The sequence below is a fragment of the Paraburkholderia sp. BL6665CI2N2 genome, assembly GCF_004366535.1.
Lineage (GTDB): Bacteria > Pseudomonadota > Gammaproteobacteria > Burkholderiales > Burkholderiaceae > Paraburkholderia.
Genome location: NZ_SORC01000001.1, coordinates 5389864 through 5413116, shown reverse-complemented (window position 1 = coordinate 5413116; position 23253 = coordinate 5389864). Strand labels below are relative to the sequence as shown.

Annotated in this window: 19 protein-coding genes; 5 read left to right on the top strand and 14 right to left on the bottom strand. The window is 62.4% G+C overall.

Annotated elements, in window-relative coordinates:
• Nucleotides 1–172: 172 nt before the first annotated feature.
• From B0G81_RS24315 to B0G81_RS24295, 5 genes are all read right to left on the bottom strand, one after another.
• Nucleotides 173–1417: a DUF2957 domain-containing protein gene (locus B0G81_RS24315; RefSeq protein ID WP_134138544.1), complete on the bottom strand. Its 1245-nt coding sequence runs from the start codon at nt 1415–1417 to the stop codon at nt 173–175.
• 125 nt (nt 1418–1542) lie between these two features.
• A complete protein-coding gene (locus B0G81_RS24310; RefSeq protein ID WP_116143807.1) occupies nt 1543–2973 on the bottom strand; it encodes a DUF2957 domain-containing protein in 1431 nt (476 codons plus the stop codon).
• 491 nt (nt 2974–3464) lie between these two features.
• A complete protein-coding gene (gene argC / locus B0G81_RS24305) occupies nt 3465–4412 on the bottom strand; it encodes an N-acetyl-gamma-glutamyl-phosphate reductase (RefSeq protein ID WP_134138543.1) in 948 nt (315 codons plus the stop codon).
• 185 nt (nt 4413–4597) lie between these two features.
• Nucleotides 4598–5170 (bottom strand): flavodoxin family protein, encoded by a 573-nt coding sequence (locus tag B0G81_RS24300; protein ID WP_134138542.1) that lies wholly within the window; start codon nt 5168–5170, stop codon nt 4598–4600.
• A 204-nt stretch (nt 5171–5374) separates the two neighbouring features.
• The gene (locus B0G81_RS24295; protein WP_116118456.1) at nt 5375–5977 is read right to left on the bottom strand and encodes a YbhB/YbcL family Raf kinase inhibitor-like protein; all 603 of its coding nucleotides are present in this window, start codon (nt 5975–5977) and stop codon (nt 5375–5377) included.
• A gap of 265 nt (nt 5978–6242) precedes the next feature.
• Between B0G81_RS24295 and B0G81_RS24290 the strand changes: the two genes are divergently transcribed.
• Nucleotides 6243–6932 carry a response regulator gene (locus B0G81_RS24290; protein ID WP_134138541.1) on the top strand — a complete coding sequence of 230 codons (690 nt, stop codon included), beginning with the start codon at nt 6243–6245 and terminating at the stop codon, nt 6930–6932.
• A gap of 92 nt (nt 6933–7024) precedes the next feature.
• Here B0G81_RS24290 and B0G81_RS24285 read toward each other — a convergent pair whose 3' ends face one another.
• Nucleotides 7025–7711 (bottom strand): orotate phosphoribosyltransferase, encoded by a 687-nt coding sequence (locus tag B0G81_RS24285; protein ID WP_007179868.1) that lies wholly within the window; start codon nt 7709–7711, stop codon nt 7025–7027.
• 375 nt (nt 7712–8086) lie between these two features.
• Here B0G81_RS24285 and B0G81_RS24280 point away from each other — a divergent pair, with 375 nt between their 5' ends.
• Nucleotides 8087–9319: an MFS transporter gene (locus B0G81_RS24280; protein ID WP_134138540.1), complete on the top strand. Its 1233-nt coding sequence runs from the start codon at nt 8087–8089 to the stop codon at nt 9317–9319.
• Between the two features lie 313 nt (nt 9320–9632).
• Nucleotides 9633–11915: an NADP-dependent malic enzyme gene (locus B0G81_RS24275; protein ID WP_106286048.1), complete on the top strand. Its 2283-nt coding sequence runs from the start codon at nt 9633–9635 to the stop codon at nt 11913–11915.
• A 220-nt stretch (nt 11916–12135) separates the two neighbouring features.
• On the opposite strand, the gene B0G81_RS24270 is transcribed toward B0G81_RS24275, so the two are convergent.
• On the bottom strand, nt 12136–15735 hold the full coding sequence (locus B0G81_RS24270) for an indolepyruvate ferredoxin oxidoreductase family protein (RefSeq protein ID WP_134138539.1): 3600 nt from the start codon (nt 15733–15735) through the stop codon (nt 12136–12138).
• 358 nt (nt 15736–16093) lie between these two features.
• Here B0G81_RS24270 and B0G81_RS24265 point away from each other — a divergent pair, with 358 nt between their 5' ends.
• Nucleotides 16094–16294, top strand: a complete 201-nt coding sequence (locus B0G81_RS24265; RefSeq protein WP_134138538.1) for a hypothetical protein — start codon at nt 16094–16096, stop codon at nt 16292–16294.
• Between the two features lie 172 nt (nt 16295–16466).
• Here B0G81_RS24265 and hppD read toward each other — a convergent pair whose 3' ends face one another.
• Nucleotides 16467–17564, bottom strand: coding sequence for a 4-hydroxyphenylpyruvate dioxygenase (gene hppD / locus B0G81_RS24260; protein ID WP_134138537.1), 1098 nt, complete (start codon nt 17562–17564; stop codon nt 16467–16469).
• Between the two features lie 155 nt (nt 17565–17719).
• On the opposite strand from hppD, the gene B0G81_RS24255 reads away from it, so the two are divergent.
• Nucleotides 17720–18217, top strand: a complete 498-nt coding sequence (locus tag B0G81_RS24255; RefSeq protein ID WP_116118452.1) for an Lrp/AsnC family transcriptional regulator — start codon at nt 17720–17722, stop codon at nt 18215–18217.
• Nucleotides 18218–18306: 89 nt separating this feature from the next.
• On the opposite strand, the gene B0G81_RS24250 is transcribed toward B0G81_RS24255, so the two are convergent.
• The 6 genes from B0G81_RS24250 to paaC form a co-directional block, all read right to left on the bottom strand.
• Nucleotides 18307–18975, bottom strand: coding sequence for a GNAT family protein (locus B0G81_RS24250; RefSeq protein WP_106286043.1), 669 nt, complete (start codon nt 18973–18975; stop codon nt 18307–18309).
• A gap of 242 nt (nt 18976–19217) precedes the next feature.
• Nucleotides 19218–19826 carry a TetR/AcrR family transcriptional regulator gene (locus B0G81_RS24245; RefSeq protein WP_134138536.1) on the bottom strand — a complete coding sequence of 203 codons (609 nt, stop codon included), beginning with the start codon at nt 19824–19826 and terminating at the stop codon, nt 19218–19220.
• A gap of 14 nt (nt 19827–19840) precedes the next feature.
• Complete coding sequence (locus tag B0G81_RS24240) at nt 19841–20653, bottom strand: DUF1835 domain-containing protein (protein ID WP_116143821.1); 813 nt, start codon at nt 20651–20653, stop codon at nt 19841–19843.
• 147 nt (nt 20654–20800) lie between these two features.
• Nucleotides 20801–21889 (bottom strand): 1,2-phenylacetyl-CoA epoxidase subunit PaaE, encoded by a 1089-nt coding sequence (gene paaE / locus B0G81_RS24235; RefSeq protein ID WP_134138535.1) that lies wholly within the window; start codon nt 21887–21889, stop codon nt 20801–20803.
• A 1-nt stretch (nt 21890) separates the two neighbouring features.
• Complete coding sequence (paaD, locus tag B0G81_RS24230; protein WP_134138534.1) at nt 21891–22442, bottom strand: 1,2-phenylacetyl-CoA epoxidase subunit PaaD; 552 nt, start codon at nt 22440–22442, stop codon at nt 21891–21893.
• A gap of 7 nt (nt 22443–22449) precedes the next feature.
• On the bottom strand, nt 22450–23253 hold the full coding sequence (gene paaC / locus B0G81_RS24225; protein WP_134138533.1) for a 1,2-phenylacetyl-CoA epoxidase subunit PaaC: 804 nt from the start codon (nt 23251–23253) through the stop codon (nt 22450–22452).

Below are 23253 nucleotides of genomic sequence, written 5' to 3'. Positions count from 1 at the left end.
CTTGTTCCTCCTGAGGCGCGGCTCAAGCTCATCTCGCGCGGCAAGCGGCGGCGGGTTCGCAACCACGCCGGCGCGCTGCATATTCGTTTGGTGCCGGCTGCCGCGCGGTCACGCTGCGCGGCAGCCGGGACGCGAACGCCACGTTGCGGATTGGCGGCGCGTGCTGCGTCCGTTACTGGACGAAGGCGCCGATCGTGAAGTACGGCGAGGCCGCGTTGGTCAGATCGAGGTAGCCGAACACACCACCCGTGAAGATCATCTTTCCGGTCGGCGTGGTGCCGGTGGAAGCGCCCACTCGCGTCGTCGTCACCACGCCCGGCACGGCTTGCGTGAAGTCCAGATTCAGCGCTGTCGCGAGCGATGCCTGCGAGGCGTTGAACGGATCGAGCAGCGTGGCCTCGGTGCCTTCGAGCGCGGTGGTGCGGTAGTCGAACTGGCTATCCACGCCGATGTACTCCCCGTTCTGCGAGTTCACCGTGATCGCGCTTTGCGGCGACAGAATCGAGATACCCGATTCGTCGTCGGCGTACGGGCCGAGCGCGCCGTTTTGCGGCACCGTCACCGATGAGTTCGCCGCGCCCGCTCGCACCAGGATCGGCACAAGCTGGTTGCGCAGCTTGCCGACGATCATGTAGCCGCGTGCTTCCGGGGTCGCCGCGAGGGTCGGTTTAGCCTGGCCGAGGAAGTTGTTGGTCTGGAACGCGCCGCTGCCGTCCGCCGCCGGCGCGAAGTTGCTGCCCGGCTGCTGACACTTGCCCGCGTTGACGCCGGAGTTGTCGCACTCGGTCCACGTGCCGTCCGCGTTGATCGTGATCTTCGAATCGACTGCGACCGGCGCGAAATTTTGCGACGGCACCTGGTGATAGCCGAGCTGGTTGTACGTGCCGGCCACGTTCGCAAGATTCGTTTCAATCGACGAGAAGCCGATGAACGGGTAGTACGGGAACTTGGTATCGGGCACGGCGCCCACGCCAAGAATCCCGCCGAACGAAATCTCCGCGCCCGGGATCGTGCCGCCCGCCACGCCTTCGCCGACGAAAATCCGCGCCGGACGATTCGGATCGAGACTCGCGCCGTTCAGGCGGAACGCGCACTGGTTGAGCTTGTTGGTCGGCAGCAGGGTTTCCTGAGTCAGTGTGCCGCTGGCGGTCTGGCCCGCGCGTGTTGGGACGACAGTACCGGTGGTCGCCGGGATCGGCGACTCGATGTAGTTGACCTGCCAGGTCATCTTGGTCGTATCGAGTTGCAGCTTGACCAGTTCGCCGTCACCGCCGCCGCCCGTGAACACCGTGCTGTAGTCCAGCGACGCCGGACACAGACGGACTTCCGTCACCGGGCCGTCGCCTCCGCCGCCGCCGCCGCACGCCCCCAGCAACGGTGCTGCAAGAGCGAGCACCGAAAGGATTCTCCAATTCATACCGCCTCCAGAATATTTTCGTTGTGTGTGGCCGGCTCCCAGTCCCGCCACCTTTTTGCTATTTGTCTCTCATGCCGCCCACTGCCGGTCCGCTGTGGCTTACTTGCGCGGCTCACTCACGTGATTTACTTGCTGATTTGCGCTCCGATGCCGAAGTAAGGCGCGCTCGACGCCGTGCTGCTGAGTTGCGACGTCGGCGCTACGCCGCCATTGACGGTCCCCTGGATCTCGATCGCATACAGGCCGCCGGACGAGATTGCGAGGCCTTTTTGACCGTTGGCCTGCTGGACACCGACCAGTCCCGGACTCGGCAAACCGTAGCCGAGGCCGAAGCCGTCTTCCCCAGCGGAAGTCGACGGATTGATGAAGGTGCCGACGCCGCCCTGGATCAACGCCGCGGTGTATTTGAAGTTGGAGTCCGCACCGACGTAGCCGCCGTCGAAGCCACCGGAGGCAAGCGGCGTGGCGGCGGCGAGCATCGCGATGCCGGATTCATCGTCGACCTTGGCGTCAAGGTGCAGCGGGGCGGTGCCGAGATTCACGGAGCCGGTGCGGATCACGAGCGGCACCGTGGCGCCGTTCACCTGGCCGAGAATCATGTGCGCCGACGCGGACACGCCGCTCGGCTGATTCAGCGGCGGCAGCTTGAGCTGCGTGCCGATCTGCGGCGCATTCTGGCTGTCGAAGTAGCCGCTGCTATTGGCGGTCCACGCCGTGCCGGTCGTCAGGCAGCCGCTCGAACTCGGCGTAAAGGCTGCGTTCGCCGGATTGGATCCCGTGCAGTTGCCGGCCGCGTCGAAGGTCTCGACCGTGTTGGTGGCCGTCGCCGCGTACGAGCCCGACGGCACCAGGTGATACAGCAGACCGTTGTAGGTGCCGGCCAGCTTGGTGACGTCGTTCGTCGTGCTGGCGAAGCCGAGGAACGGATAGAAATCGAAGTGCCGGTTCGGGACTGCGCCGACGTGATCGATAATGCCAGGAATGATGGTCAGTCCGTCGTACTCGACGGTCGCGCCTGGAATGCCGCCGCCGGCCACGCCCTGGCCCACCAGGATCATTGGCGGGTTGGGGTTGTTGACGAAGTCGGGCGTGGTGTAGGTCGTGCCGTTGGCAGGCGCGGTGCCGGTGCCTTTGCCGAGAATGAATGCGCAACGCGTTTGCTCCGCGGTCGGCAGCATGCCCGTTGGCGGATGAATTACCGCGCCGGTGATCTGAGTGCCTTCGCGCGTGATCGTGACATCGGCGCTGGTTAGCGGGATCGGCGACTTGAGCCACTTCAGCGTGTACGTCATCGCCGTCGCATCGATGTTCAGCTGCACCACTTCGCCGCTGCCCGCGCCACCCAGAAAGGTGCTCTTGACGATGTCGGCGGTTGCCGGGCACAACGCCGCCGCGCCGGCGCCCGAGGCGGGCGGACCTTGCACGCCGCAACTCGCGCCCGAACATTGCGGTGCGTTGATCGGACCTGGATTGTCGGCCTTGCCGCCGCCGCAAGCGATCAGGAATGGGGCCGTGGCAATGGCCAACGCGAGGCCTCGAGTAATGGCATGCGACATGCAGCTGTCTCCTTTCATGTAATTGTGCGAACTAATTTCGCTGCGCGGATAATGGCTGTCAATTGAATGAGCCGTCTAAAAAGACCGATTCAAACAGCGCAATTTTTGGCGCACGCGCACCGCGTGGACGTCTGCGGGTCTTTTAAACGAAAAAGGATTTTTGGCCTGAATGACGGCAACGTTGTTTCGTCGCACTCCCTTTCCAGGTAAGGCTTCGGGCAAAATGGCTCTATCATCTGCGAACGACCGTTCGCGAAAAAATCCGGAGTTTCCCTAGGCGGAAAACTATGCGCCCTGCGTCGATATCCGGAATGAATTACCGGCGGTTTGTTGGATAGTCCGATTTTTATTTTTTAAGAAATACGGGCTACTACTGATAAATCACGGAAAGGGAATTTGAATGGTGCGTATTTAAAACAAAAAGGCCGGTCTTTTGCAGACCGGCCTTTCAATTGATTGACGGCGAATTACCGTCCGCGATTGCAAACTGATTAGCGTTTCAAGCCGCTTTCCTCAGCGGCGCCGATCGCGAGGTTCATGCACTGGATCGCCGCGCCCGACGCGCCCTTGCCCAGATTGTCCAGACGTGCGACGGTCACGAAGTGTTCTTCATTGCCGAATACAAACAGGTCGACCCGGTTTGTGTCGTTGTTCGCCTGTACGTCGAAGAAGCCGCTGTCGAGGTTCGCTTCCGCGTCGAACGGTGCGACATGCACGAACGCCTCGCCCGCATAGTACTCGGCGAACAGCGCCTGCACGTCCTGCGGCGTGGCTTTCTTCGCCAACTGGTTCGGCGAGAAGAAGGTGGTGACCGCGAGACCCTTATAGAAATCGCCGACGATCGGCGTAAAGATCGGCGCCGACTTCAGGCCGGTATGCGCGGCCATTTCCGGCAGATGCTTGTGCGTGAGACCGAGCGCGTACGGACGCGGGCTCTTGAGCTTGTCGTTGCCGCCGGCTTCGTAGTCGGCAATCATTTTCTTGCCGCCGCCGCTGTAGCCGGTGATCGAGTAAGCGTGCGCAGCGAACTCGGGCGCCACCACGCCGGCCTCGACCAACGGACGCATGGCGAGCACGAAGGCCGAAGCATGGCAGCCCGGCACCGCAATGCGTTTCGCCGTGCGCAGACGCTCGCGTTGCGAGCGAGCCAGTTCGGGCAGGCCGTAAGCCCAGTCGGCGGACGTGCGGAACGCGGTGCTGGCATCGATCAGCACCGTGCGATCGTTCTCGACCAGCGAAGCGGATTCGCGCGAGGCGACATCCGGCAGGCACAGGAACGTGACGTCCGACGCGTTGATGAGACGACGGCGCTCTTCGAGGTCCTTGCGCTTCGCTTCTTCGATACGCAGGATCTCTACGTCGGCGCGTTGCGACAGGTATTCAAAAATCTTCAGTCCGGTCGTGCCTTCCTGTCCGTCGACAAAAACTTTCGTGCTCATCTCGCTCTCACTGGCTTGCTGGAAACGGGGCGCGACACCGCGCCGGAACGTCATTTTATGACGTGATGGCGCCGGACGCGCAAAAGGGGTGAAAAAAACGACGATGCACGCCGAACATGACATCGGCGTGACCTGTTGTGCGGTAGATGCCAGCCGATGCCGGCCGGATCGCGGCAGTCCGCGCCTCAGTGGGCCGCGGCGATCCAGCGCGCCGTGACGGCGGCCACGCGCGCGCCGAACATCCGCGCTGTTTCTAGATCGCCGGCTGGCGGCGCTTCTTCTGGCGAAGCGTCGGCCGGTGACTGGGTGAGCAGGCCGGTCGAGCCGCCCACATAGTTCAGGTCGTCGCGCGTCGCCGCCTTGGTGTTGGACGGCATCATGCCAGTGCCTGCCCAGATCATGCCGTGCTGCATGGCTAGCGTGACGAAGTACTGGATCGTCGAGAATTTGTCGCCGTTCATGGTCGCGGAGTTGGTGAAGCCGGCCGCGATCTTGTCCTTCCACGCCTGCTCGAGCCACGGCTTCGAGCTTGCATCGGCGAATTTCTTGAAGTCGGCGGAAGGGCCGCCCATGTAGGTCGGCGCACCGAAGATGATGGCGTCGGCCGCGGCCAGTTCGGCCCACGCTGCATCGTCGATCTCGCCGACCGGCAACAGTTTCGCGTCCGCGCCGGCTTCGAGGGCGCCAGCCAGCACGGACTCGGCGGCTTTCTTCGTGTGGCCGTAGCCGCTGTGATAAACGATGACGATCTTCGACATGAGACGCTCCAGCAAAGTGAAAGAGGATGGGTCGAGCACGGCAGTGGTGCGCACCCGCGGCGGTGAGCATGCGGCACCCTGCCAGGCCGCACCTTAGCGTGCGCCGATGACAGAATTCCCGCGCGGGCGGCAATACGACGCAAGCCGTACGCCGGCCGCGGCGACGCGGTTTCCATGCGACCGGCTGTGCCGCAATGCGCGCGATCAGCGCCCGTAATTGACCACCATCCGCGCAAAGCCGAGCGTGGCGGTGCCGATCTCATGATCGAACATCAGCGCGGGACGGCCTTGGGCAAGGCGCAGGTCGACGGTGCTGAGCGCATAAACGGTGATGATGTAGCGATGCGGCTTGCCCGGCGGCGGACAGGGACCGCCATAGCCGTCGGTCTCGAAGTCGTTGCGTGCTTCGACCGCGCCGAGTTTGCTGAGGAAGCCGGACGAACTGGCGTTTTCCGGCAAGCTGCTGACCGTGGCGGGAATGCCCGCTACCGACCAGTGCCACCAGCCGCGGCCCGGCGCATCCTGATCGAACATGGTGACCGCGAAGCCGCGCGTGCCGGGCGGCGCGTCGTGCCACGAAAGCTGCGGTGAGCGGTTGCCGCCTTTGCAGTCGTCCTGATTGAAAACTTGAGCGTCCGCCACGGTGCCGCCCGCGCGGAAGCTCGCGCTGGTCAGCGCAAACGCGCCTTCGGCAAGAGCATGAGGCCCATGCGCGGCCAGAAGCGCGAGGCCCAGCATGGCGCAGGGGAACGACGGCAGACGGCGGAACGGCGAAGCAATCGAAACAACCAGGCAACGCGAGCGCATGTGCCGGTTCTCCTGTGAGGGCGCGAGGCGGTTATCCTCGCGATGGTTATTGTCCCTATTTTGTGCCTCAAGGTCGATCCAAGTCTAACATTAGCTCTACGACGCATCATTGTTGCCGCCTGGTGGGATTTGCAGACCAGAATCGGCTATAGTCGGAGGAATTTTCCGCGCGGAGGCAGCCCGCGCCCTTACCCGTTTCAGCATCTAGAATACATAAGACATGTCGGAAGTTTTGCAGAGTGGTACATCTGTCGAGGGGAGGGCAATGCAAGATCCAGTCAGGGTTGTGGTCGCTGACGACCATCCGGTTATTTTGTTCGGCGCCGAACAGGCTTTGCTCAAGTTTCCCGGTCTACAGGTCGTCGCGCGTGCGCGGCAGTCAACCGAGTTGATCAAGGTGCTGCAGACCATTGCCTGTGACGTGCTCGTCACGGATCTGGCAATGCCTGGCGGTCAATACGGCGACGGTTTGCCGCTGATCGGCTATCTGCGCCGCAATTTTCCCAAGCTTCCCATCGTCGTCCTGACGATGCTCGAGAACGCTGCGTTGCTCAAGCGGCTGAGCGAACTCGGCGTCACATCCGTCGTCAACAAGTCGGACGATCTCAGCCACATCGGGCTCGCGGTGCAGCACGTCAGCCGCAACCTGGAATATATGAGCCCGTCGGTGAAAGCCTCGCTCGATACATTGCGCATGAATGCGGGTGGCAAGAACGACGAAGTGATGTTGTCGAAACGCGAGTTGGAAGTGGTGCGCCTGTTCGTGTCGGGCATGACGATCAAGGAGATCTCGGAGCACCTTAACCGCAGCATCAAGACCATCAGCACGCAGAAGAACACCGCCATGCGCAAGCTCGGCATCGAACGGGATTCCGAACTGTTCCAGTACGCGCAGAGCAATGGCTTGCTGAACCTGTCGTCGCATTCAACCGAAGACAACAGCGGAGCGTTTTAAGGTCGCACGCGACACCTAAGGCAAAAATAGAAAAGGGCGCCTGTCGATAAGACAGGCGCCCTTTTTATTCGAACCGCGCGAGGCGGCGAAGCTTACTGCGGCGTCGAGGTTGCGCCGCCGTGCGCCGCCGACCACTCAGCCGGTGCGTGCAGGAATTTTTCCACTTCGTCGAGCGTCTTGGTGTCGAAGTACTTGTTTTCCTTCGCGACGCGCAACACGTCCCACCACGTGGCAAGCGCGTGCAGATCGACGTCGATGTCTTTCAGCACCGACACGCTTTCCTTGAAGATGTTGTAGTGGAACAGCACGAAGCAGTGGTTCACCGTGGCGCCGGCGGTGCGCAGCGCGTTGATGAAGTTGATCTTGCTGCGGCTGTCCGTGGTCAGGTCTTCGACCAGCAGCACGCGTTGACCTTCGGTCAGGAGGCCTTCGATCTGCGCGTTACGGCCGAAACCCTTCGGCTTCTTGCGCACGTATTGCATGGGCACCATCAGGCGATCGGACAGCCATGCCGCGAACGGGATGCCGGCGGTTTCGCCGCCGGCGACCGCGTCGATCTGCTCATAGCCGACGTCGCGCAGGATCGTGGTCTCGGCCATTTCCATCAGGCCGCGGCGCACGCGCGGATACGAGATCAGCTTGCGGCAGTCGATATAAACCGGGCTCGCCCAGCCGGACGTGAAAATGTACGGTTTCTCCGCGTTGAAGTGCACGGCTTGCACTTCGAGCAGCATTTTGGCGGTCGTGTCGGAGATCGTCTGGCGATCGAAGCCTGTCATGGGCGGATCCTTGGGTGTGAGCGGGGAGAAGCGGGCGCGGGGCCCGGTGGCGCAGCAAGCGTGGTATTCCGCGCCATGCTGGGCGGAATACGCGGCCGGTCAGTGGAGTACAGGCCGGTTTTTGCTGCGCGCGTAGGCCGACATTTTACCCGAAACGGGCCCTTCCGAGGAGCCTCTCGCGCGTGGCGGCGGCGAATGACGGTCATAACGGACGCCTCCAGCGAGCTTGCCGAGGACCGAAGGGCCGCGTTGGGCGCTCGCCTCGACGAGCGCTTTTTGGTTCGCTTGTGGGCCGTAGGAGGCGCCTTTACACTCACGCGAATTTCTTGGGCGCTTGCCGCCGTTGCCGCCCATTCGACCTACGGAATGCTTTCAATGAACCTCGCTTCCTCCGCCACCGAACCCCGCGCATCCGTGAGAAATGGCTATGCCGGCCGGGCGTTGATCGCCTCGGTGCTCGGCTACGCGATGGACGGCTTCGATCTGCTGATCCTCGGCTTCATGCTGCCGGTGATTGCCGCCGATCTGCATCTGAGCTCGGCGCAGGCCGGCTCGCTCGTCACCTGGACGCTGATCGGCGCGGTGGCGGGCGGGTTGATCTTCGGCGTGCTGAGCGACTATTTCGGCCGTGTGCGCATGCTGACTTGGACGATTCTGATCTTCGCTGTGTTCACCGGCTTGTGCGCGGTGGCGCAAGGCTATGCCGATCTGCTGGCCTACCGGACCATTGCCGGAATCGGGCTCGGCGGCGAGTTCGGCATCGGTATGACGCTGGTGGCCGAAGCGTGGCCGGCGTCGCAGCGGGCGCGCGTGTCGTCGTATGTCGGCTTGGGGTGGCAACTAGGCGTGTTGGCGGCGGCATTGCTCACGCCGATGCTGTTGCCGGTGATCGGCTGGCGCGGCATGTTCGCGCTCGGCCTGTTGCCGGCGGTGGTGTCGTTCTTCGTGCGGCGGCGCGTCGAAGAACCGGCGCTCTTTACCGAGCGCGTGGCGCGCGGCATGCGCAAGCTGCCGTTGAAGTTGCTGGTGGCGGACCGCCGCACCGCGCGCGCGAGCATTGGCGTGGCAATTCTCTGTTCGGTCCAGAACTTTGGCTACTACGGTCTGATGATCTGGCTGCCGAGCTATCTGTCCAAAACCTTCGGCTATTCGCTGACCAAATCCGGACTGTGGACCGCCGCGACGATTCTCGGCATGGCGTGCGGCATCTGGCTGTTCGGCATCGCCGCCGACCGCTTCGGCCGCAAGCCGACATTTCTGTTCTATCAGGCGGGCGCGATGGTGATGGTGTTCGTCTACGCTCACCTGAGCACGCCGATGGCGTTACTGATAGGCGGGGCGGCGATGGGCGTGTTCGTCAACGGCATGATCGGTGGTTACGGTGCGCTGATCTCCGAGCTTTATCCGACCGATGCGCGCGCCACTGCGCAGAACGTGCTGTTCAATGCCGGCCGCGCGGTGGGCGGTTTCGGACCGGTGGTGGTGGGCGCCTTGGCCGCGCGCTATTCGTTCGGCGCGGCGCTCGCTTTGCTCGCTTCGATTTACCTGCTCGACATCTTCGCGACACTCTTCCTGATTCCCGAACGACGCGGCGCCGAACTCGAGTGAATGCGAACGGCCTGTCCATGACCTGCGAATGACAAGCCGCAACGAAGCCGCCGAATGCGGCGCCGCAGCAATGCGCACGCGCTGTTTCGCCGATGGTGAGCATGGTTAACCGGTCAGTGCATCGTCTCGTTCGGGGTGTACACTAACCGACCCGCGAAGCACTCCGCATCGTCCTGTCCTCCGGCGAGGTTCGACGCGGCGCCCAACCGGCGCAAGCGAAAACCGCCTCAATCGATTATCCATTCGATAGATGCACGCGACGCTGACGGTGCGGTGTGCCGGGCCCAATTACTTACGTCTCGCAGGCCAAAAAATGGACGAACAACTTAAGCAAAGCGCTCTCGCATACCACCAGAATCCGAAACCCGGCAAAATTTCGGTCACCCCCACCAAGCCGTTGTCGAACCAGCTCGACCTGTCGCTCGCTTACTCGCCGGGCGTCGCCGCGGCCTGCATGGCGATCTACGACGAGCCGCTCGACGCGCAGAAGTACACCTCGCGCGGCAACCTGGTCGGCGTGATCACGAATGGCACCGCCGTGCTCGGTCTCGGCAACATCGGCCCGCTCGCCGCGAAGCCGGTGATGGAAGGCAAGGGCTGTCTCTTCAAGAAGTTCGCGGGCATCGACGTGTTCGACATCGAACTCGCCGAGTCCGATCCGGACAAGCTGGTCGAAGCCATCGCGATGCTGGAGCCCACGCTCGGCGGCATCAACCTCGAAGACATCAAGGCGCCCGAGTGCTTTTACATCGAGAAGAAGCTGCGCGAGCGTATGAAGATTCCGGTCTTCCACGACGATCAGCACGGCACCGCGATCATCGCTTCGGCGGCGATCCTGAACGGCCTGAAAGTGGTGGGCAAGAAGCTCGACGAAGTGAAGCTGGTGTGTTCGGGGGCGGGTGCGGCCGCGATTGCGTGTCTGGACCTGCTGGTGAACCTGGGCCTGTCGAAGAAGAATGTTCTCGTCACCGACTCCAAGGGCGTGATCTACGAAGGCCGCGGCAACCTCGATCCTTCGAAGGAACGCTACGCGGCGAACACCGAGGCACGTACGCTGGCTGACGCGATCCGCGGCGCCGATGTGTTCCTCGGCTGCTCGAGCGCCGGTGTGCTGAAGCCGGAGATGGTCGCGGAAATGGGCACGCAACCGCTCATTCTCGCGCTGGCCAATCCGGAGCCGGAAATCCGCCCGGAAGACGCCAAGAAGGTTCGCCCGGACTGCATCATCGCGACCGGCCGTTCGGACTATCCGAACCAGGTCAACAACGTGTTGTGCTTCCCGTTCATCTTCCGCGGCGCGCTGGATGTCGGCGCGACCACGATCACGGAAGAAATGAAGCTCGCCTGCGTGCGCGCGATTGCCGAACTGGCCGAAGAAACCGATCAGGGCGATGAAGTCGCGAAGGCATACGAAGGCCACTCGCTGGAATTCGGCCCGGAGTACCTGATTCCGAAGCCGTTCGATCCGCGCCTGATCATCAAGATCGCTCCGGCTGTCGCGCAAGCGGCGATGGATTCGGGCGTCGCGACCCGTCCGATCAAGGACATGGACGCGTATCGCGAAGAACTCGGCACGACGGTGTATCGCACGGGCATGGTGATGCGCCCGGTGTTCGCGGCCGCCAAGTCGGAACCGGCGCGTATCGTGTTCGCCGAAGGTGAAGACGAGCGCGTGCTGCGCGCCGCGCAATTCGTGCTGCTGGAAAAGATCGCCAAGCCGATTCTGGTCGGCCGTCCGTCGGTGATCGAGATGCGTCTGAAGAAGATGGGCTCGAAGCTCAAGTGCGGCGATGACTTCGAAATCGTCGATCCGGAAGACGATCCGCGCTATCAGAAATCCTGGCAGGCTTATCACGAACTTGGCGCGCGCGAAGGTGTGACGCCGGACGTAGCGAAGGCCGCGATGCGCAAGTTCAACACGCTGATCGGCGCGATCCTCGTGCGCCTTGGCGAAGCGGACGGCATGATCTGCGGCATGATCGGCCAATACCACGCGCATCTAAAGTTCATCGAGCAGGTGCTGGGCAAGGCGGACAACGTGCAGAACTTCGCCGCGATGAACCTGCTAATGCTGCCGGGCCGCAATCTGTTCATCTGCGATACGTACGTGAACGAAACGCCGACCGCCGAGCAACTCGCCGATATGACGATGCTGGCCGCGGGTGAGATGGAGAAGTTCGGTATCACGCCGAAGGTGGCGCTGCTGTCGAACTCGAACTTCGGCAGCGCACCGTCGTCGTCGTCGCAACGCATGGCGGCGGCTCGCAAGCTGATTACCGAACGCGCGCCCTCGCTCGAGATCGACGGTGAGATGCATGGCGATGCGGCACTGTCGGAAGCGGTGCGCAAGGCAGCGTTCCCGGGCACGACGCTGACCGGCGAAGCCAACCTGTTGATCATGCCGAATGTGGAAGCGGCGAACATCACGTACAACCTGCTGAAGATGATCGGCGGCGAAGGCGTGACGGTCGGTCCGTTCCTGCTGGGCGCGGAAAAGCCGGTGCACATCCTGACGCCGGCGGCGACCGTGCGCCGGATCATCAATATGACGGCAGTGGCTTCGGCCAACGCACGCAAGGCGGTGAACGCGAAGTAATGCGGATGCTTTGAGAATCGGAGCGGCGCCTCTCGTCGAGGTGTGCGCGACGAATCTGCGAGAAAGCCACGGATGTCGCGTCCGTGGCTTTTTTATTGGCGCTGTCGTTGCACCAGCGTTACGCGTCGCGTTTCACAGCACAGCACATAAAAAAAGCGACTGTCCGCGAGGACAGCCGCCTTTCTGTTTTCAGACCAGCGAGCCGGTCAAGCCATTCTGATCACGCCGCGTGTTGCGTCGTGCCGGCCTCAGGCGAACGCCACCGCGCGAGCAACTCGTTCCATTTGACGCGCACGCCCTTCAGGTTGTTTTCCTTCACGTGACCATAGCCGCGGATGCCGTCCGGCAGATTCGCCAGTTCGATGGCCAACTCGCGATTCTGCGTAGTCAGGCCGGCGATCAGTTCCCGCACCAGCGTCTCATACTCGCCGATCAGCGCACGTTCGGTACGACGCTCTTCCGTCTTGCCGAACACATCGAGCGCGGTGCCGCGCAGGAACTTGAAGCGGGCCAGCACGTGCATCGCGCTGAAAACCCACGGGCCGTACTTCTTCTTCACCAGATGACCCTTGGCATCTTTCTTCGAGAACGTCGGCGGCGCGAGGTGAATGTGCAGCTTCCAGTCGCCTTCAAAATTCGCCTTCAACTTTTCGATGAACGCCGGGTCGCTGTACAAGCGCGCGACTTCGTACTCGTCCTTGTAGGCCATCAGCTTGTGCAGGTTCTTCGCGACTGCTTCGGTCAACGGCAATTGGCCGTCGATCGAATCGAGCGCCGACTCCGCTGCACGCACTTGCGACACCAGCGCGCGATAACGGTCGGCATACGCGCTGTTCTGCCACGCAGTCAGATACTCGGCGCGCTTGTCGATCAGCGTGTCGAGCGCCTTCGGCGTGTGCAGCGAGATGATCTTGCTGCTCGTCGTTTCCGCTGCCGCACCACGTCCTTGCGATTGCGCGAGCTTGCGCACGCCGGCCAGATCGTGCGCGGCACGGCGGCCCCATTCGAACGCCGCGCGGTTCTTCTCGACCTGCACGTTGTTCAACTCGATAGCGCGCATCAGCGACTGATACGTGAGCGGCACCCAGCCGCGTTGCCATGCGTAGCCGAGCACGAACGGGTTCGTATAGATCGCGTCGCCGAGCAGCGCGACCGCGAAGTGATTCGCGTCGACCGTATCGACACCGTCGTCGCCCGCGGCGGCGCGCACGTCGGCTTCCGTGCTGCTGCCCGGGAAGCGCCAGTTCGGGTTCTTGATGAGTTCGGCGGTCGGCGTATGCGCGCTGTTCAACACGACGCGCGTGCGGCCGGCCTGCATACGCGACACGCATTCGTCGCTGGCTGTGACGATTGCATCGCAGCCGATCACGAGACTCGCTTCGCCCATGGCGATACGGGTTGCGTGGATGTCGGCCGGATTCTTCGCGATCTGCACGTGGCTCATCACGGCGCCGCCTTTCTGCGCGAGCCCGGTGACGTCGAGCACGGTAACGCCCTTGTTCTCCAGGTGCGCGGCCATGCCGAGCAGCGCGCCGATCGTCACGACACCCGTGCCGCCGACGCCCGTCACCAGCACGCCGTACGGCCGCTCCATGGACGGCAATTCGGGTTCCGGCACCGGCGGCATCGCGTCGCCCGCGACACCGGAAGCGGCCTTCGGCTTGCGCAACTGACCGCCTTCAACTGAGACGAAGCTCGGGCAGAAACCGTTCACGCACGAGAAGTCCTTGTTGCAGGTGGACTGATTGATCTGGCGCTTCGTGCCGTACTCGGTATCGAGCGGCTCGACCGACAGGCAATTCGACTTCACCGAGCAATCGCCGCAGCCCTCGCACACGGCCTCGTTGATCACGACGCGGCGTGCCGGGTCCGGATACGTGCCGCGTTTCCTGCGGCGGCGTTTCTCCGTCGCGCAAGTCTGGTCGTAGATCAGGATCGTCGTGCCGGACACTTCGCGCAGTTGGCGCTGTACTTCGTCGAGCTTGTCGCGATGATGAATGTCGATGCCCGGCGCGAGGCCGACGTTCGCCGAGTACTTCTCCGGCTCGTCGGTGACGATCACGATTTTCGTCGCGCCTTCGGCGGCGAGTTGGTGCGTGATCTGCGGCACGGTGAGCACGCCGTCGACCGGCTGGCCGCCGGTCATGGCGACCGCGTCGTTATAGAGAATCTTGTAGGTGATGTTGGCCTTCGACGCGATCGCCGCGCGAATCGCCAGCAGGCCGGAGTGGAAGTAGGTGCCGTCGCCCAGATTGGCGAACACGTGCTTGTCGTTGCTGAACGGCGCCTGCCCGATCCACGCGACGCCTTCGCCGCCCATCTGGCTGAACGTGCTGGTGCTGCGGTCCATCCAGACCGTCATGTAATGACAGCCGATGCCGGCCATCGCGCGCGAGCCTTCCGGCACGTTGGTCGACGTGTTGTGCGGACAGCCCGAGCAGAACCACGGCTTGCGTTCGGCTTCGACGCGCGGGCGCGCCAGCGCTTTTTCCTTGGCTTCGATCACCGCGATACGCGTGGCGATGCGAGCGCGCACGTCCGACGGCAGGTCGAATTTGTCGAGCCGCGTGGCGATCGCCTTGGCGATGATTGCCGGCGAGAGTTCGTAGTGTGCCGGCAGCAGCCAGTTGCCCATCGGCACCGACCATTCGCCGCCGGCACCGTCTTTCTCGTCGAACTTGCCGAACACGCGCGGACGCTGCGCATCGGGCCAGTTGTACAGTTCTTCCTTGATCGCGTATTCGAGAATCTGGCGCTTTTCTTCGACCACCAGAATTTCGTCGAGGCCGCGCGCGAACGCCTGCGCGCCTTGCGCTTCGAGCGGCCACACGCAGCCGACCTTGTACAGACGGATGCCGATGCGCGAACAGGTTTCGTCGTCGAGGCCGAGGTCGGTCAGCGCCTGACGCACGTCGAGATACGCCTTGCCGCCGGTCATGATGCCGAAGCGCGCATGCGGCGAATCGATTTCGACGCGGTCGAGTTTGTTGGCCCGCACGTAGGCGAGCGCTGCGTACCACTTGTAATCGAGCAGACGCGCTTCCTGCACGAGCGGCGGATCCGGCCAGCGGATATTCAAGCCGCCCTCGGGCATCGCGAAGTCTTCCGGCAGGATGATCTTGGTGCGATGCGGATCGATGTCGACCGATGCCGACGACTCGACCACATCGGTCACGCATTTCATGGCGACCCACAGGCCGGAGTAGCGGCTCATTGCCCAGCCGTGCAGACCGAAGTCGAGATATTCCTGCACGTTCGACGGGAACAGAACCGGCAGGCCGCACGCCTTGAAAATGTGTTCGGACTGGTGCGCGAGCGTGGACGATTTTGCGGCGTGGTCGTCGCCGGCAAGGACGAGAACGCCGCCGTTGCGCGCCGAACCGGCCGAGTTGCCATGCTTGAAGACGTCGCCGGAACGGTCGACGCCTGGGCCTTTGCCGTACCACATCGAGAACACGCCGTCGTATTTGGCGCTGGGGTACAGATTGACCTGCTGTGAACCCCAGACGGCAGTGGCTGCGAGGTCTTCGTTGACGCCTGGCTGGAACACGACCTGATGCGCGGCGAGATGCTGTTTCGCCTTCCACAGGGATTGGTCGAGCCCGCCGAGCGGCGATCCACGGTAACCGGAGATGAAGCCGGCGGTGTTGAGCCCGGCGGCCCGGTCGCGTTCCTGCTGCAGCATCGGCAGACGCACCAGCGCCTGGATGCCGCTCATGTACGCGCGGCCGCGTTCGAGGGTGTATTTGTCGTCGAGCGTGACGGAAGATAGCGCGGCTTCGAGCGAGGCTCGCTGACCTGCGTCTAGCGGGGCGTTCATTATGTGTACTCCTCCAACCAGTTTGGGATCACCAAAACTTTTTTGGGCCGCGGCATCTTGTGAATGCGTAGGGCCGGGGCCGTCATATTGACGTGTTTTAAGTGATGGTAGCACTGGTGAAAACCCGCCGCAGCCTAGGAAGAACGTGGCTTCCGCTTCTGTCGCGAATGTCGGCGCGCGGGCTCGCTGTTCGCTCGCGCACCGCTCTAGCGACCGCCTGTAACAAGCTGTAAAAACTACAAATCTGCGGAACCGTGCGCGAAATGCCTGTCTAACCCCCACCTGTGAGCAATGTCCGCGCAACGCTCCGCATTCGGTGGAGCTTCACGACAACAGGGCAGTCAGAAAAGGAGTACGCATGAACACGAGAAACATCCAGACCTTCCTGATGGTTTCGGCAGCATTTTTCGCCATGAGCGCACCGGTGCGCTCGAATTCGGGCAGTGCAGGGGCGCTGTCGAACGCGGTAACCCGTACGGCGCAGGTCGCGCCCGCACGGATTGCCATGAACCGCGTCACGCGATCCATCGAGTCCGACGGGGAAGACAAGAATTCGTGATACGCCGCGCATGCGGTGTGTCGGTTGAGTAACCCGCCGTTGTTGCGTCAAGCCATAAGGGTTTTCGCTTGAGACAACGGCGCCAACGAGAAGGGCGAAGATCGTGAGATCTTCGCCCTTTTCAATTGGGTCTACGCATTACGCATCCGCTCTGGTAAAGCGGCGCACGCTGTCAGACTTTGTCCTGCACCACACCACGGCGAATCTGATCCAGTTCGATCGATTCGAACAGTGCTTTGAAGTTGCCCTCGCCGAAACCCTGATTCCCCTTGCGCTGAATGATCTCGAAGAAGATCGGGCCGATCTGATTTTCGGTGAAAATCTGCAGCAGCAGATCTTCGGGCGCGCCGTCGATCAGGATCTTGCGCTTGCGCAACTCGTCGAGCGGCTCGCCATGATTCGGCACGCGGCGATCGACCAGCTCGTAGTACGTGTCGATCGTGTCGAGCAGCGAGATGTTCGATGCGCGCAAGCCGTCCACCGTGCGGTAAATGTCGTTGCTGCCGAGGGCAATGTGCTGAATGCCTTCGCCGTGGTACGCGTCGAGATATTCCTGAATCTGGCCGGCGGTTTCCGAACCTTCTTCGTTGATCGGGATGCGGATCTTGCCGCACGGCGAGGTCATCGCCTTCGACCTCACGCCCGTCACCTTGCCTTCGATGTCGAAATAACGCACTTCGCGGAAGTTGAACAGACGCTCGTAGAACTCCGCCCATTCCTGCATGCGGCCGCGATGCACGTTGTGTGTCAGGTGGTCGATGTAGGTCAGGCCGTGGCCGACCGGATTCGGGTTCGCGCCCGCAATGGGTTCGAAGTCGACGTCGTAAATGTCGATGTTGCCGATGCTGTTCGGTTCTGCGCCGTTCTTGCCGCGCCAACGGTCGACGAAATAGATCAACGAGTCGCCAATGCCTTTGATCGCCGGGATGTTCAATTCCATCGGGCCGGTCTTGTTGTCGAAGCCCCAGGCGCCTTTTTCCACTGCTTGCTTGTACGCCTTGGCGGCGTCCTGAACCCGGAAAGCAATCGCGCAGATCGAAGGGCCGTGCAAGCGCGTGAAGCGTTGCGCGAACGAATCCGGCTCGCCGTTGACGATGAAGTTGATTTCCCCTTGGCGATACAGCGTCACATCTTTATGGCGATGCCGCGCAACGGCGGTGAAGCCCATCTGCTCGAAGAGCTTGCCGAGCGCCTTCGGATCCGGCGCGGTGTATTCGATGAACTCGAAGCCGTCGGTGCCGAGCGGATTTTCCCAGGTTGAAACTTGCATTGTCTGTCTCCTGATGAGCGCGAGCCGAATGAGCCATTGCGCGACTGAATGACGCAAGTGTAAAGGCCTGTCTGCGGCGAAAACTTGCGAACTTAATCGCGTGTCGATACGCTGGCGCTAGTTTCTAGCTCAACAGTTCGAATGGACGGCAGAAAATGGCCAATACAGAGATAGACGCCATCGACAGGCGAATTCTGGCGATTCTTCAGGAGAATGGCCGGCTGTCGAATCAGGAGATCGCCGAGCGCATCAATCTTTCGCCGAGTCCGTGTCTTCGGCGTATCCGTCGGCTGGAAGAAAGCGGCGTGATACGCGGCTATGTGGCGCTGCTCGATGCACAGCAGCTTGGGCTCGATTTGCTCGCCTATGTGAATGTGCGACTGGAAAAGCGCGGCGGTCCGGCGCTCAGTTCGCGCGGCGACGCCACTCATGCGGATCTGTTTCGCGCGGCGGTGCAGACGTGGCCTGAAGTGGTGGCATGTCACGCAATGACCGGCGACATGGATTATTTGCTGCGCGTCCAGGTGAAAGACATGGCGCACTTTTCACGCTTCGTGCAGGATCAGTTGCTGCACCATCCGTCGGTAATCGACGTGAAATCGAGCTTCTCGCTGGAAAAGTTTAAGGAGACGACCGCGCTGCCGATCTTGTGAGGCAAGCGTCGCACGCGAGGCGGCGGGCGCGCGCAAACAAAAAGGGCGGCCACGTGGCCGCCCTTTGTTCTTGCTGAAGCTTGGTGTTCTCAGGCTGCGACAGCCGTCGGCATGAACGACTCGAACAGCTTCGACGTGCGACACGCTTGCCGCTTGAGCGCATAGTCGAACACGGCAGCCTGTTCCTGCAGCATTTCCGTGATGATGCTCGATTGATCCGCCGGCGACAGCGTGAGGTACGCGTCTGCCTCACCGTAGGCATATTCGATCTTCATGCCTGCCTTCTTCGCGATATGCATCATGGTCGAATTGCGCGACAGGCAGTGCATGTACAGCATGCCGACGTGCGTATTGCGGCTGCGAATGGCGGCGCGCTCGAACAGCTTCGAGCCGATGCCCTGGCCGCGGACGCTTTCCAGCACGGACACGCCGAACTCGGCCGTGCGCTTGTCGCCTTCGGCCGGCAGATAAGCCAGGTGGCCGACGCCGGTCAACTCCAATTGATTGTTGAAGACGCCGAAGACGGTGTCGCGCTTGAAGTCGATCGCACGAACATAGTTTTCAATGACGTGGTCCGGCACGATCTGGCCGAAGCGCAGGAGCCGGTCGTCTTCGTCGAGCGCGAGGAAGTGGGTGAGCAGGCGTTCGCGGTCGACTGCGGTGAGTTCGCGGACCAGAGCAGGCGCACGACCGGCTGGCTGCATCAAACGATCATGCGCAACGATCGGCTCAGCAGCGCGGGGTGTAGTCAAGTTCATGGTCGGGTTCTCCTTTTGGTCGAGCGGCGTGGTGCACCGCAAAAGCAATTTTAGCGGAGATACACACTGCGCACTAGGGAAAACCCGTATCAATATTTGAGGGGAGCGCCTAAAAAGTTTGCGCCCTATTTTTATGTGTTTGATTTTAAAGGGTAAATAAATGATACGAGCGTTCGTGACACGATGTCGCACATCGATCACACTGGCACGTTATTTCGTCTGCATATTGCTGCAGCGCGGAATCAGGGCTGATTTGAACTCAAGCCGTGGTCCACCATGCCGACCACCTGTTCGGCGAACTCACGGTAGCCCAGCCGGCCGTCCGGCTTCAGCCAGGTGAAGGTCCAGTTGATCATGCCGAACACCATCATGGTGAGCGCGGTCTGGTTGTCGCGCGTGGCGCGCTCCGGATAGGCGCGCGCCAACTGCCGCGCAAAAGCCGCCACCACGTCACGCTGGCGGTTCAGGATCACTTCGCGCTGGGTATCGACCAGATACTTCACGTCGTTCAACAGCGCGACGTGCCGGCTATGCGACGTCTCATATTCCGACAGAAATGCCCGGATCAGCTCCGCGAAGGTTTCGCGCTCTGACAAGCCGCGCCGCTGACTCGCGCCTTCCACTTCCGCGATTATCAGCATGAGCCGCTTGGTATAGCGGTCCAACAGATCGAACAGGATCGCTTCCTTGCTCGCGTAGTAGTGGTACAGGCGCGCTTTCGAAGTGCCGCTCGCGGCGGCGAGGTCGGCCATCGAGGTGCTGGGATAGCTGGTCTGGGCGAACTTCGCCGCGGCGAGTTCAAGAATCTGCTCGCGCTGAGTTTCGTGGTCGGGCGCTCGGGTGCGGGCCATAGTCGTCTGTTCTATTAGTGTGGACAGGGTGCGAACGCTGCGCACAATTCGAGCGTGCGCCAGCCGTTCGCGTCGCCGCGTAGCTTGATGCGCCGGGTTGCAGCCAGTTCCCGGAAGCGCCACAGCGCAATGCTGTCGCTGACCAGAAAGCCGAGTTCGGCCGTCATCAATTCGGCGGCAACGCGCGCGGCGGGCTGCCAGTCTTCTGTGACGTGCTCGAATATCAGCGCGTCCAGCTCCGCGAAGCTGCCGCTCGTGAATGTATTGTCGCGCCAGCGCCGCGTTTCGCCGTTCGCGTGTTTGACTTCCTGCCATTCGAGCGCGAGCCGGCTGATGCGCAGCACCGAAATCGGCGCGGCGTCCGCAAGACGGGATTGCAGCACGGGCGGCGCAAACATGCCGACCGACGTCGCGCGGTCTTTGCGGCTATGCGCCCACGCGCCCGGATCGGTGAGATCGCGAATCGACAGACGCACTTCGTTCAGGCGCTGCGGGTTGTTGCGCAAGTGGTAGCAGACGCGGCGCAGCATCAATTGATCCGATGCGCTTTCGCCGTGCCAGACCACCAGATTCGCTTCGCCGCGCGCGATATTCTCCAGCGCCGCGGCCTGCTCGCGGAATTCCCGAAGGAAATCGCGCTTCGTGTCGGCGCTCACGCGATCCCAGAAGTCCGCGCGCACGTCGGGCGCGTCGTCGACGCCGCGCAGCGGGCCGACCGCGAGATCGTCGCGCAATGCGTGCACGCGCTCGTCGCGGCCCGCATCCCGCAACGCGGTGCGCAGTGACTCGGCGGCGACATCGCCATTGGTAAGGTGGATCGTGCTCATCGGCAGTGGTGTGGGGCGGTTAACAACACTAGGGGCCGCTCATCGACCGGAACAGGTGTCCGGTCGCGAGCGGCCCCTAGTGTAAGCGGATCGCGGACCTGCTCAAAGCGCGACGGACGTCCAGCAGGTTCGTCCGCCGCATTGGGCTCAACGTTCGTCGTAGCTGACCACCACGCGGTCGCTGATCGGATGACATTGACACGTCAGCACGAAACCGTCGCGGATTTCGTGTTCTTCGAGCGTGTAGTTCTTTTCCATCTTCACTTCGCCTTCCAGCACCTTCGCGCGGCAGGTGCAGCAGACGCCGCCCTTGCACGCATATGGCAGCGCGAGACCGGCGCGCAGGCCGACGTCGAGCACGCTCACGCCCTGATACGGCAGGCGCAGCTTGCGGCGTTTGCCGTCGAGTACGATTTCCAGGTCGGCAGCAGGCGTGTCTTCGGTGATTTCGACCGGCGGCACACCCGCTTGCGGCAGCGGCGAACCGAAGCGTTCCACATGTACCTTCTCCGATGGCACGCCGGCGGCTTTCAGCGCGGCTTCGGCGGCGTCCATCATCGGAGCGGGGCCGCAAATGAAGGCTTCGTCGATCGCCTCGGCCGGCAGCAGATTCTCGATGAAGGCCGCGCACTTCTCCTGATCGAGCACGCCGTTGAATAGCTCGACGTCCTGCAGATCGTCGGACAGCACGTGATAGAGCACGAAGCGGTTCATGAAGCGGTTCTTCAGATCCTCAAGCTCTTCCGCGAACATGATCTGATCGACGCTACGGTTGCCGTACACGAGCGTGAAGGTGCTGCGCGGTTCGACTTCGAGCGTCGTCTTGATGATGGCCAGCACCGGCGTGATGCCCGAACCGCCCGAGAACGCCAGATATTGCTGACCCTGATCGGCGTTCAGATGGGTGAAGAAGCGCCCGTCCGGTGTCATCACGTCGATCGTGTGGCCGGGCTGCAGCGTATCGAAGGCAAAGTTCGAGAAACGCCCGCCGCGTACGCGCTTGATGCCGATGCGCAGTTCGCCGTCGCGGTCGTAGTCGGTGACGCCGACGCAGATCGAATACGAACGGCGCGTTTCCTCACCGTCGATATGCGTCTTCAGCGTGACGAACTGGCCTTGCGTGAAGCGATAGTGGTCACGCAGTTCGGCGGGGACTTCGAAGGCGACCGAAACCGAATCGGCGGTTTCGGGTCGTACTTCGCGGATACGCAGCGGGTGAAATTGCGGAGTGGCCATATCAGTATGGTTTGAAGTAGTCGAAGGGCTCGCGGCAGTCGAGGCAGCGGTACAAGGCTTTGCACGCGGTCGAGCCGAATTGCGCGAGACGCTCGGTGTGCGCCGAGCCGCAACGCGGGCAGGACGGCGCGGGCAGCGCGCGGGGCACGAAGCGCATCACTTTTTCCTGCACGGGCGCGGGCGAACCGCAATTGCCCGTGGGCGGCGCGATGCCGTAGGCGCGTAATTTTTCGCGCGCGTCGGCGGTCATCCAGTCGGTCGTCCAGGCCGGCGCGAGCACCGTGGCGATCCGATAAGGTTTGAGTTCCGCCACGTCGAGCGCGTGCGCGACGTCCTCGGCGATCTGCGACATGGCCGGGCAACCGGAGTAGGTCGGCGTGATCACGACTTCGAGCGTGCCGTCGGCGGCGCGCCGCACGTCGCGCAAAATGCCGAGTTCGCGAATCGACACCACCGGAATCTCCGGATCGGGCACCGTTTCGAGCACGGCCCATGCGCGTTCAAGTGTGGCGTCGGTCATGTCGGTCGTGCGGAGGGCCGTCGAAGTCGTCATCGTTGGATTACCAGGTGGCGCCGGGATGCTGACGCGCGAGGCTCTGCATTTCGGCCAGCACGAAACCCATGTGCTCGGAATGCTCGCCGTGCTTGCCGATCGTGATGTGCTTGACCGGTTCGGGCAGTGTCAAGGTGGCTTCGTCGAGCGTGGCGCGCACGTCGTCGAGCCACGCTGCTTCGAGGTCCGACGTCAGCGGGCCGATGCCGGCTGACGCAATGCCTTCCTCGACGGCGTCCGTGCTGAAGAACTCCCGCGTGTACGGCACCAGATAGTCCAACGCGGCTTGCGCTCGGCGATGCGATTCCTCGGTGCCGTCGCCGAAACGGATCAGCCACTCGCGTGCGTGGTGCACGTGATAGCTGGTTTCCTTGATCGACTTCGATGCGATCGCCGCCAGTTGCTCGTCGGTGGAAGCCGTGAGCGCCGTCCAGAGATGCGCCATCAGCGTCGAGTAGAGAAAGTTGCGCACGATCGTGACCGCGTAATCCTTTTCAGTTTTTGCGGTAGCCGACAGCGGGCCGACATGCGGCAACTCGGCAAGCGTGTAGTTGGCAAACTCGCGCTCGGCGCGAAAGTACGCGTAGTCGTCTTCCGTGCGGTTTTTGCCGGTGAGCTGCTGTTCGAGCGACGCCGCGTGTGTGTACAGCAGGCGCGCCTGGCCGATCAGGTCGAGGCTCATGTTCGACAGCGCGATGTCCTCTTCGAGGATCGGGCCGTGGCCGCACCATTCGGTATTGCGCTGACCGAGGATCAGCGCGGTATCCGCGAGGCGCAGCACGTACTGAAGATGTTGGGGCGTGATGGTCAT

What these genes read in the sequence shown, in the direction of transcription:
- B0G81_RS24285 (WP_007179868.1), bottom strand. Translation starts at nt 7,711, where the DNA reads ATGACAGGCTTCGATCGCCAGACGATCTCCGACACGACCGCCAAAATG.
- B0G81_RS24290 (WP_134138541.1), top strand. Translation starts at nt 6,243, where the DNA reads ATGCAAGATCCAGTCAGGGTTGTGGTCGCTGACGACCATCCGGTTATT.
- B0G81_RS24250 (WP_106286043.1), bottom strand. Translation starts at nt 18,975, where the DNA reads ATGAACTTGACTACACCCCGCGCTGCTGAGCCGATCGTTGCGCATGAT.
- hppD (WP_134138537.1), bottom strand. Translation starts at nt 17,564, where the DNA reads ATGCAAGTTTCAACCTGGGAAAATCCGCTCGGCACCGACGGCTTCGAG.
- argC (WP_134138543.1), bottom strand. Translation starts at nt 4,412, where the DNA reads ATGAGCACGAAAGTTTTTGTCGACGGACAGGAAGGCACGACCGGACTG.
- B0G81_RS24295 (WP_116118456.1), bottom strand. Translation starts at nt 5,977, where the DNA reads ATGCGCTCGCGTTGCCTGGTTGTTTCGATTGCTTCGCCGTTCCGCCGT.
- B0G81_RS24300 (WP_134138542.1), bottom strand. Translation starts at nt 5,170, where the DNA reads ATGTCGAAGATCGTCATCGTTTATCACAGCGGCTACGGCCACACGAAG.
- B0G81_RS24240 (WP_116143821.1), bottom strand. Translation starts at nt 20,653, where the DNA reads ATGAGCACGATCCACCTTACCAATGGCGATGTCGCCGCCGAGTCACTG.
- B0G81_RS24310 (WP_116143807.1), bottom strand. Translation starts at nt 2,973, where the DNA reads ATGTCGCATGCCATTACTCGAGGCCTCGCGTTGGCCATTGCCACGGCC.
- B0G81_RS24275 (WP_106286048.1), top strand. Translation starts at nt 9,633, where the DNA reads ATGGACGAACAACTTAAGCAAAGCGCTCTCGCATACCACCAGAATCCG.
- B0G81_RS24270 (WP_134138539.1), bottom strand. Translation starts at nt 15,735, where the DNA reads ATGAACGCCCCGCTAGACGCAGGTCAGCGAGCCTCGCTCGAAGCCGCG.
- B0G81_RS24255 (WP_116118452.1), top strand. Translation starts at nt 17,720, where the DNA reads ATGGCCAATACAGAGATAGACGCCATCGACAGGCGAATTCTGGCGATT.
- paaD (WP_134138534.1), bottom strand. Translation starts at nt 22,442, where the DNA reads ATGACGACTTCGACGGCCCTCCGCACGACCGACATGACCGACGCCACA.
- B0G81_RS24245 (WP_134138536.1), bottom strand. Translation starts at nt 19,826, where the DNA reads ATGGCCCGCACCCGAGCGCCCGACCACGAAACTCAGCGCGAGCAGATT.
- B0G81_RS24265 (WP_134138538.1), top strand. Translation starts at nt 16,094, where the DNA reads ATGAACACGAGAAACATCCAGACCTTCCTGATGGTTTCGGCAGCATTT.
- paaC (WP_134138533.1), bottom strand. Translation starts at nt 23,253, where the DNA reads ATGACCATCACGCCCCAACATCTTCAGTACGTGCTGCGCCTCGCGGAT.
- B0G81_RS24315 (WP_134138544.1), bottom strand. Translation starts at nt 1,417, where the DNA reads ATGAATTGGAGAATCCTTTCGGTGCTCGCTCTTGCAGCACCGTTGCTG.
- paaE (WP_134138535.1), bottom strand. Translation starts at nt 21,889, where the DNA reads ATGGCCACTCCGCAATTTCACCCGCTGCGTATCCGCGAAGTACGACCC.
- B0G81_RS24280 (WP_134138540.1), top strand. Translation starts at nt 8,087, where the DNA reads ATGAACCTCGCTTCCTCCGCCACCGAACCCCGCGCATCCGTGAGAAAT.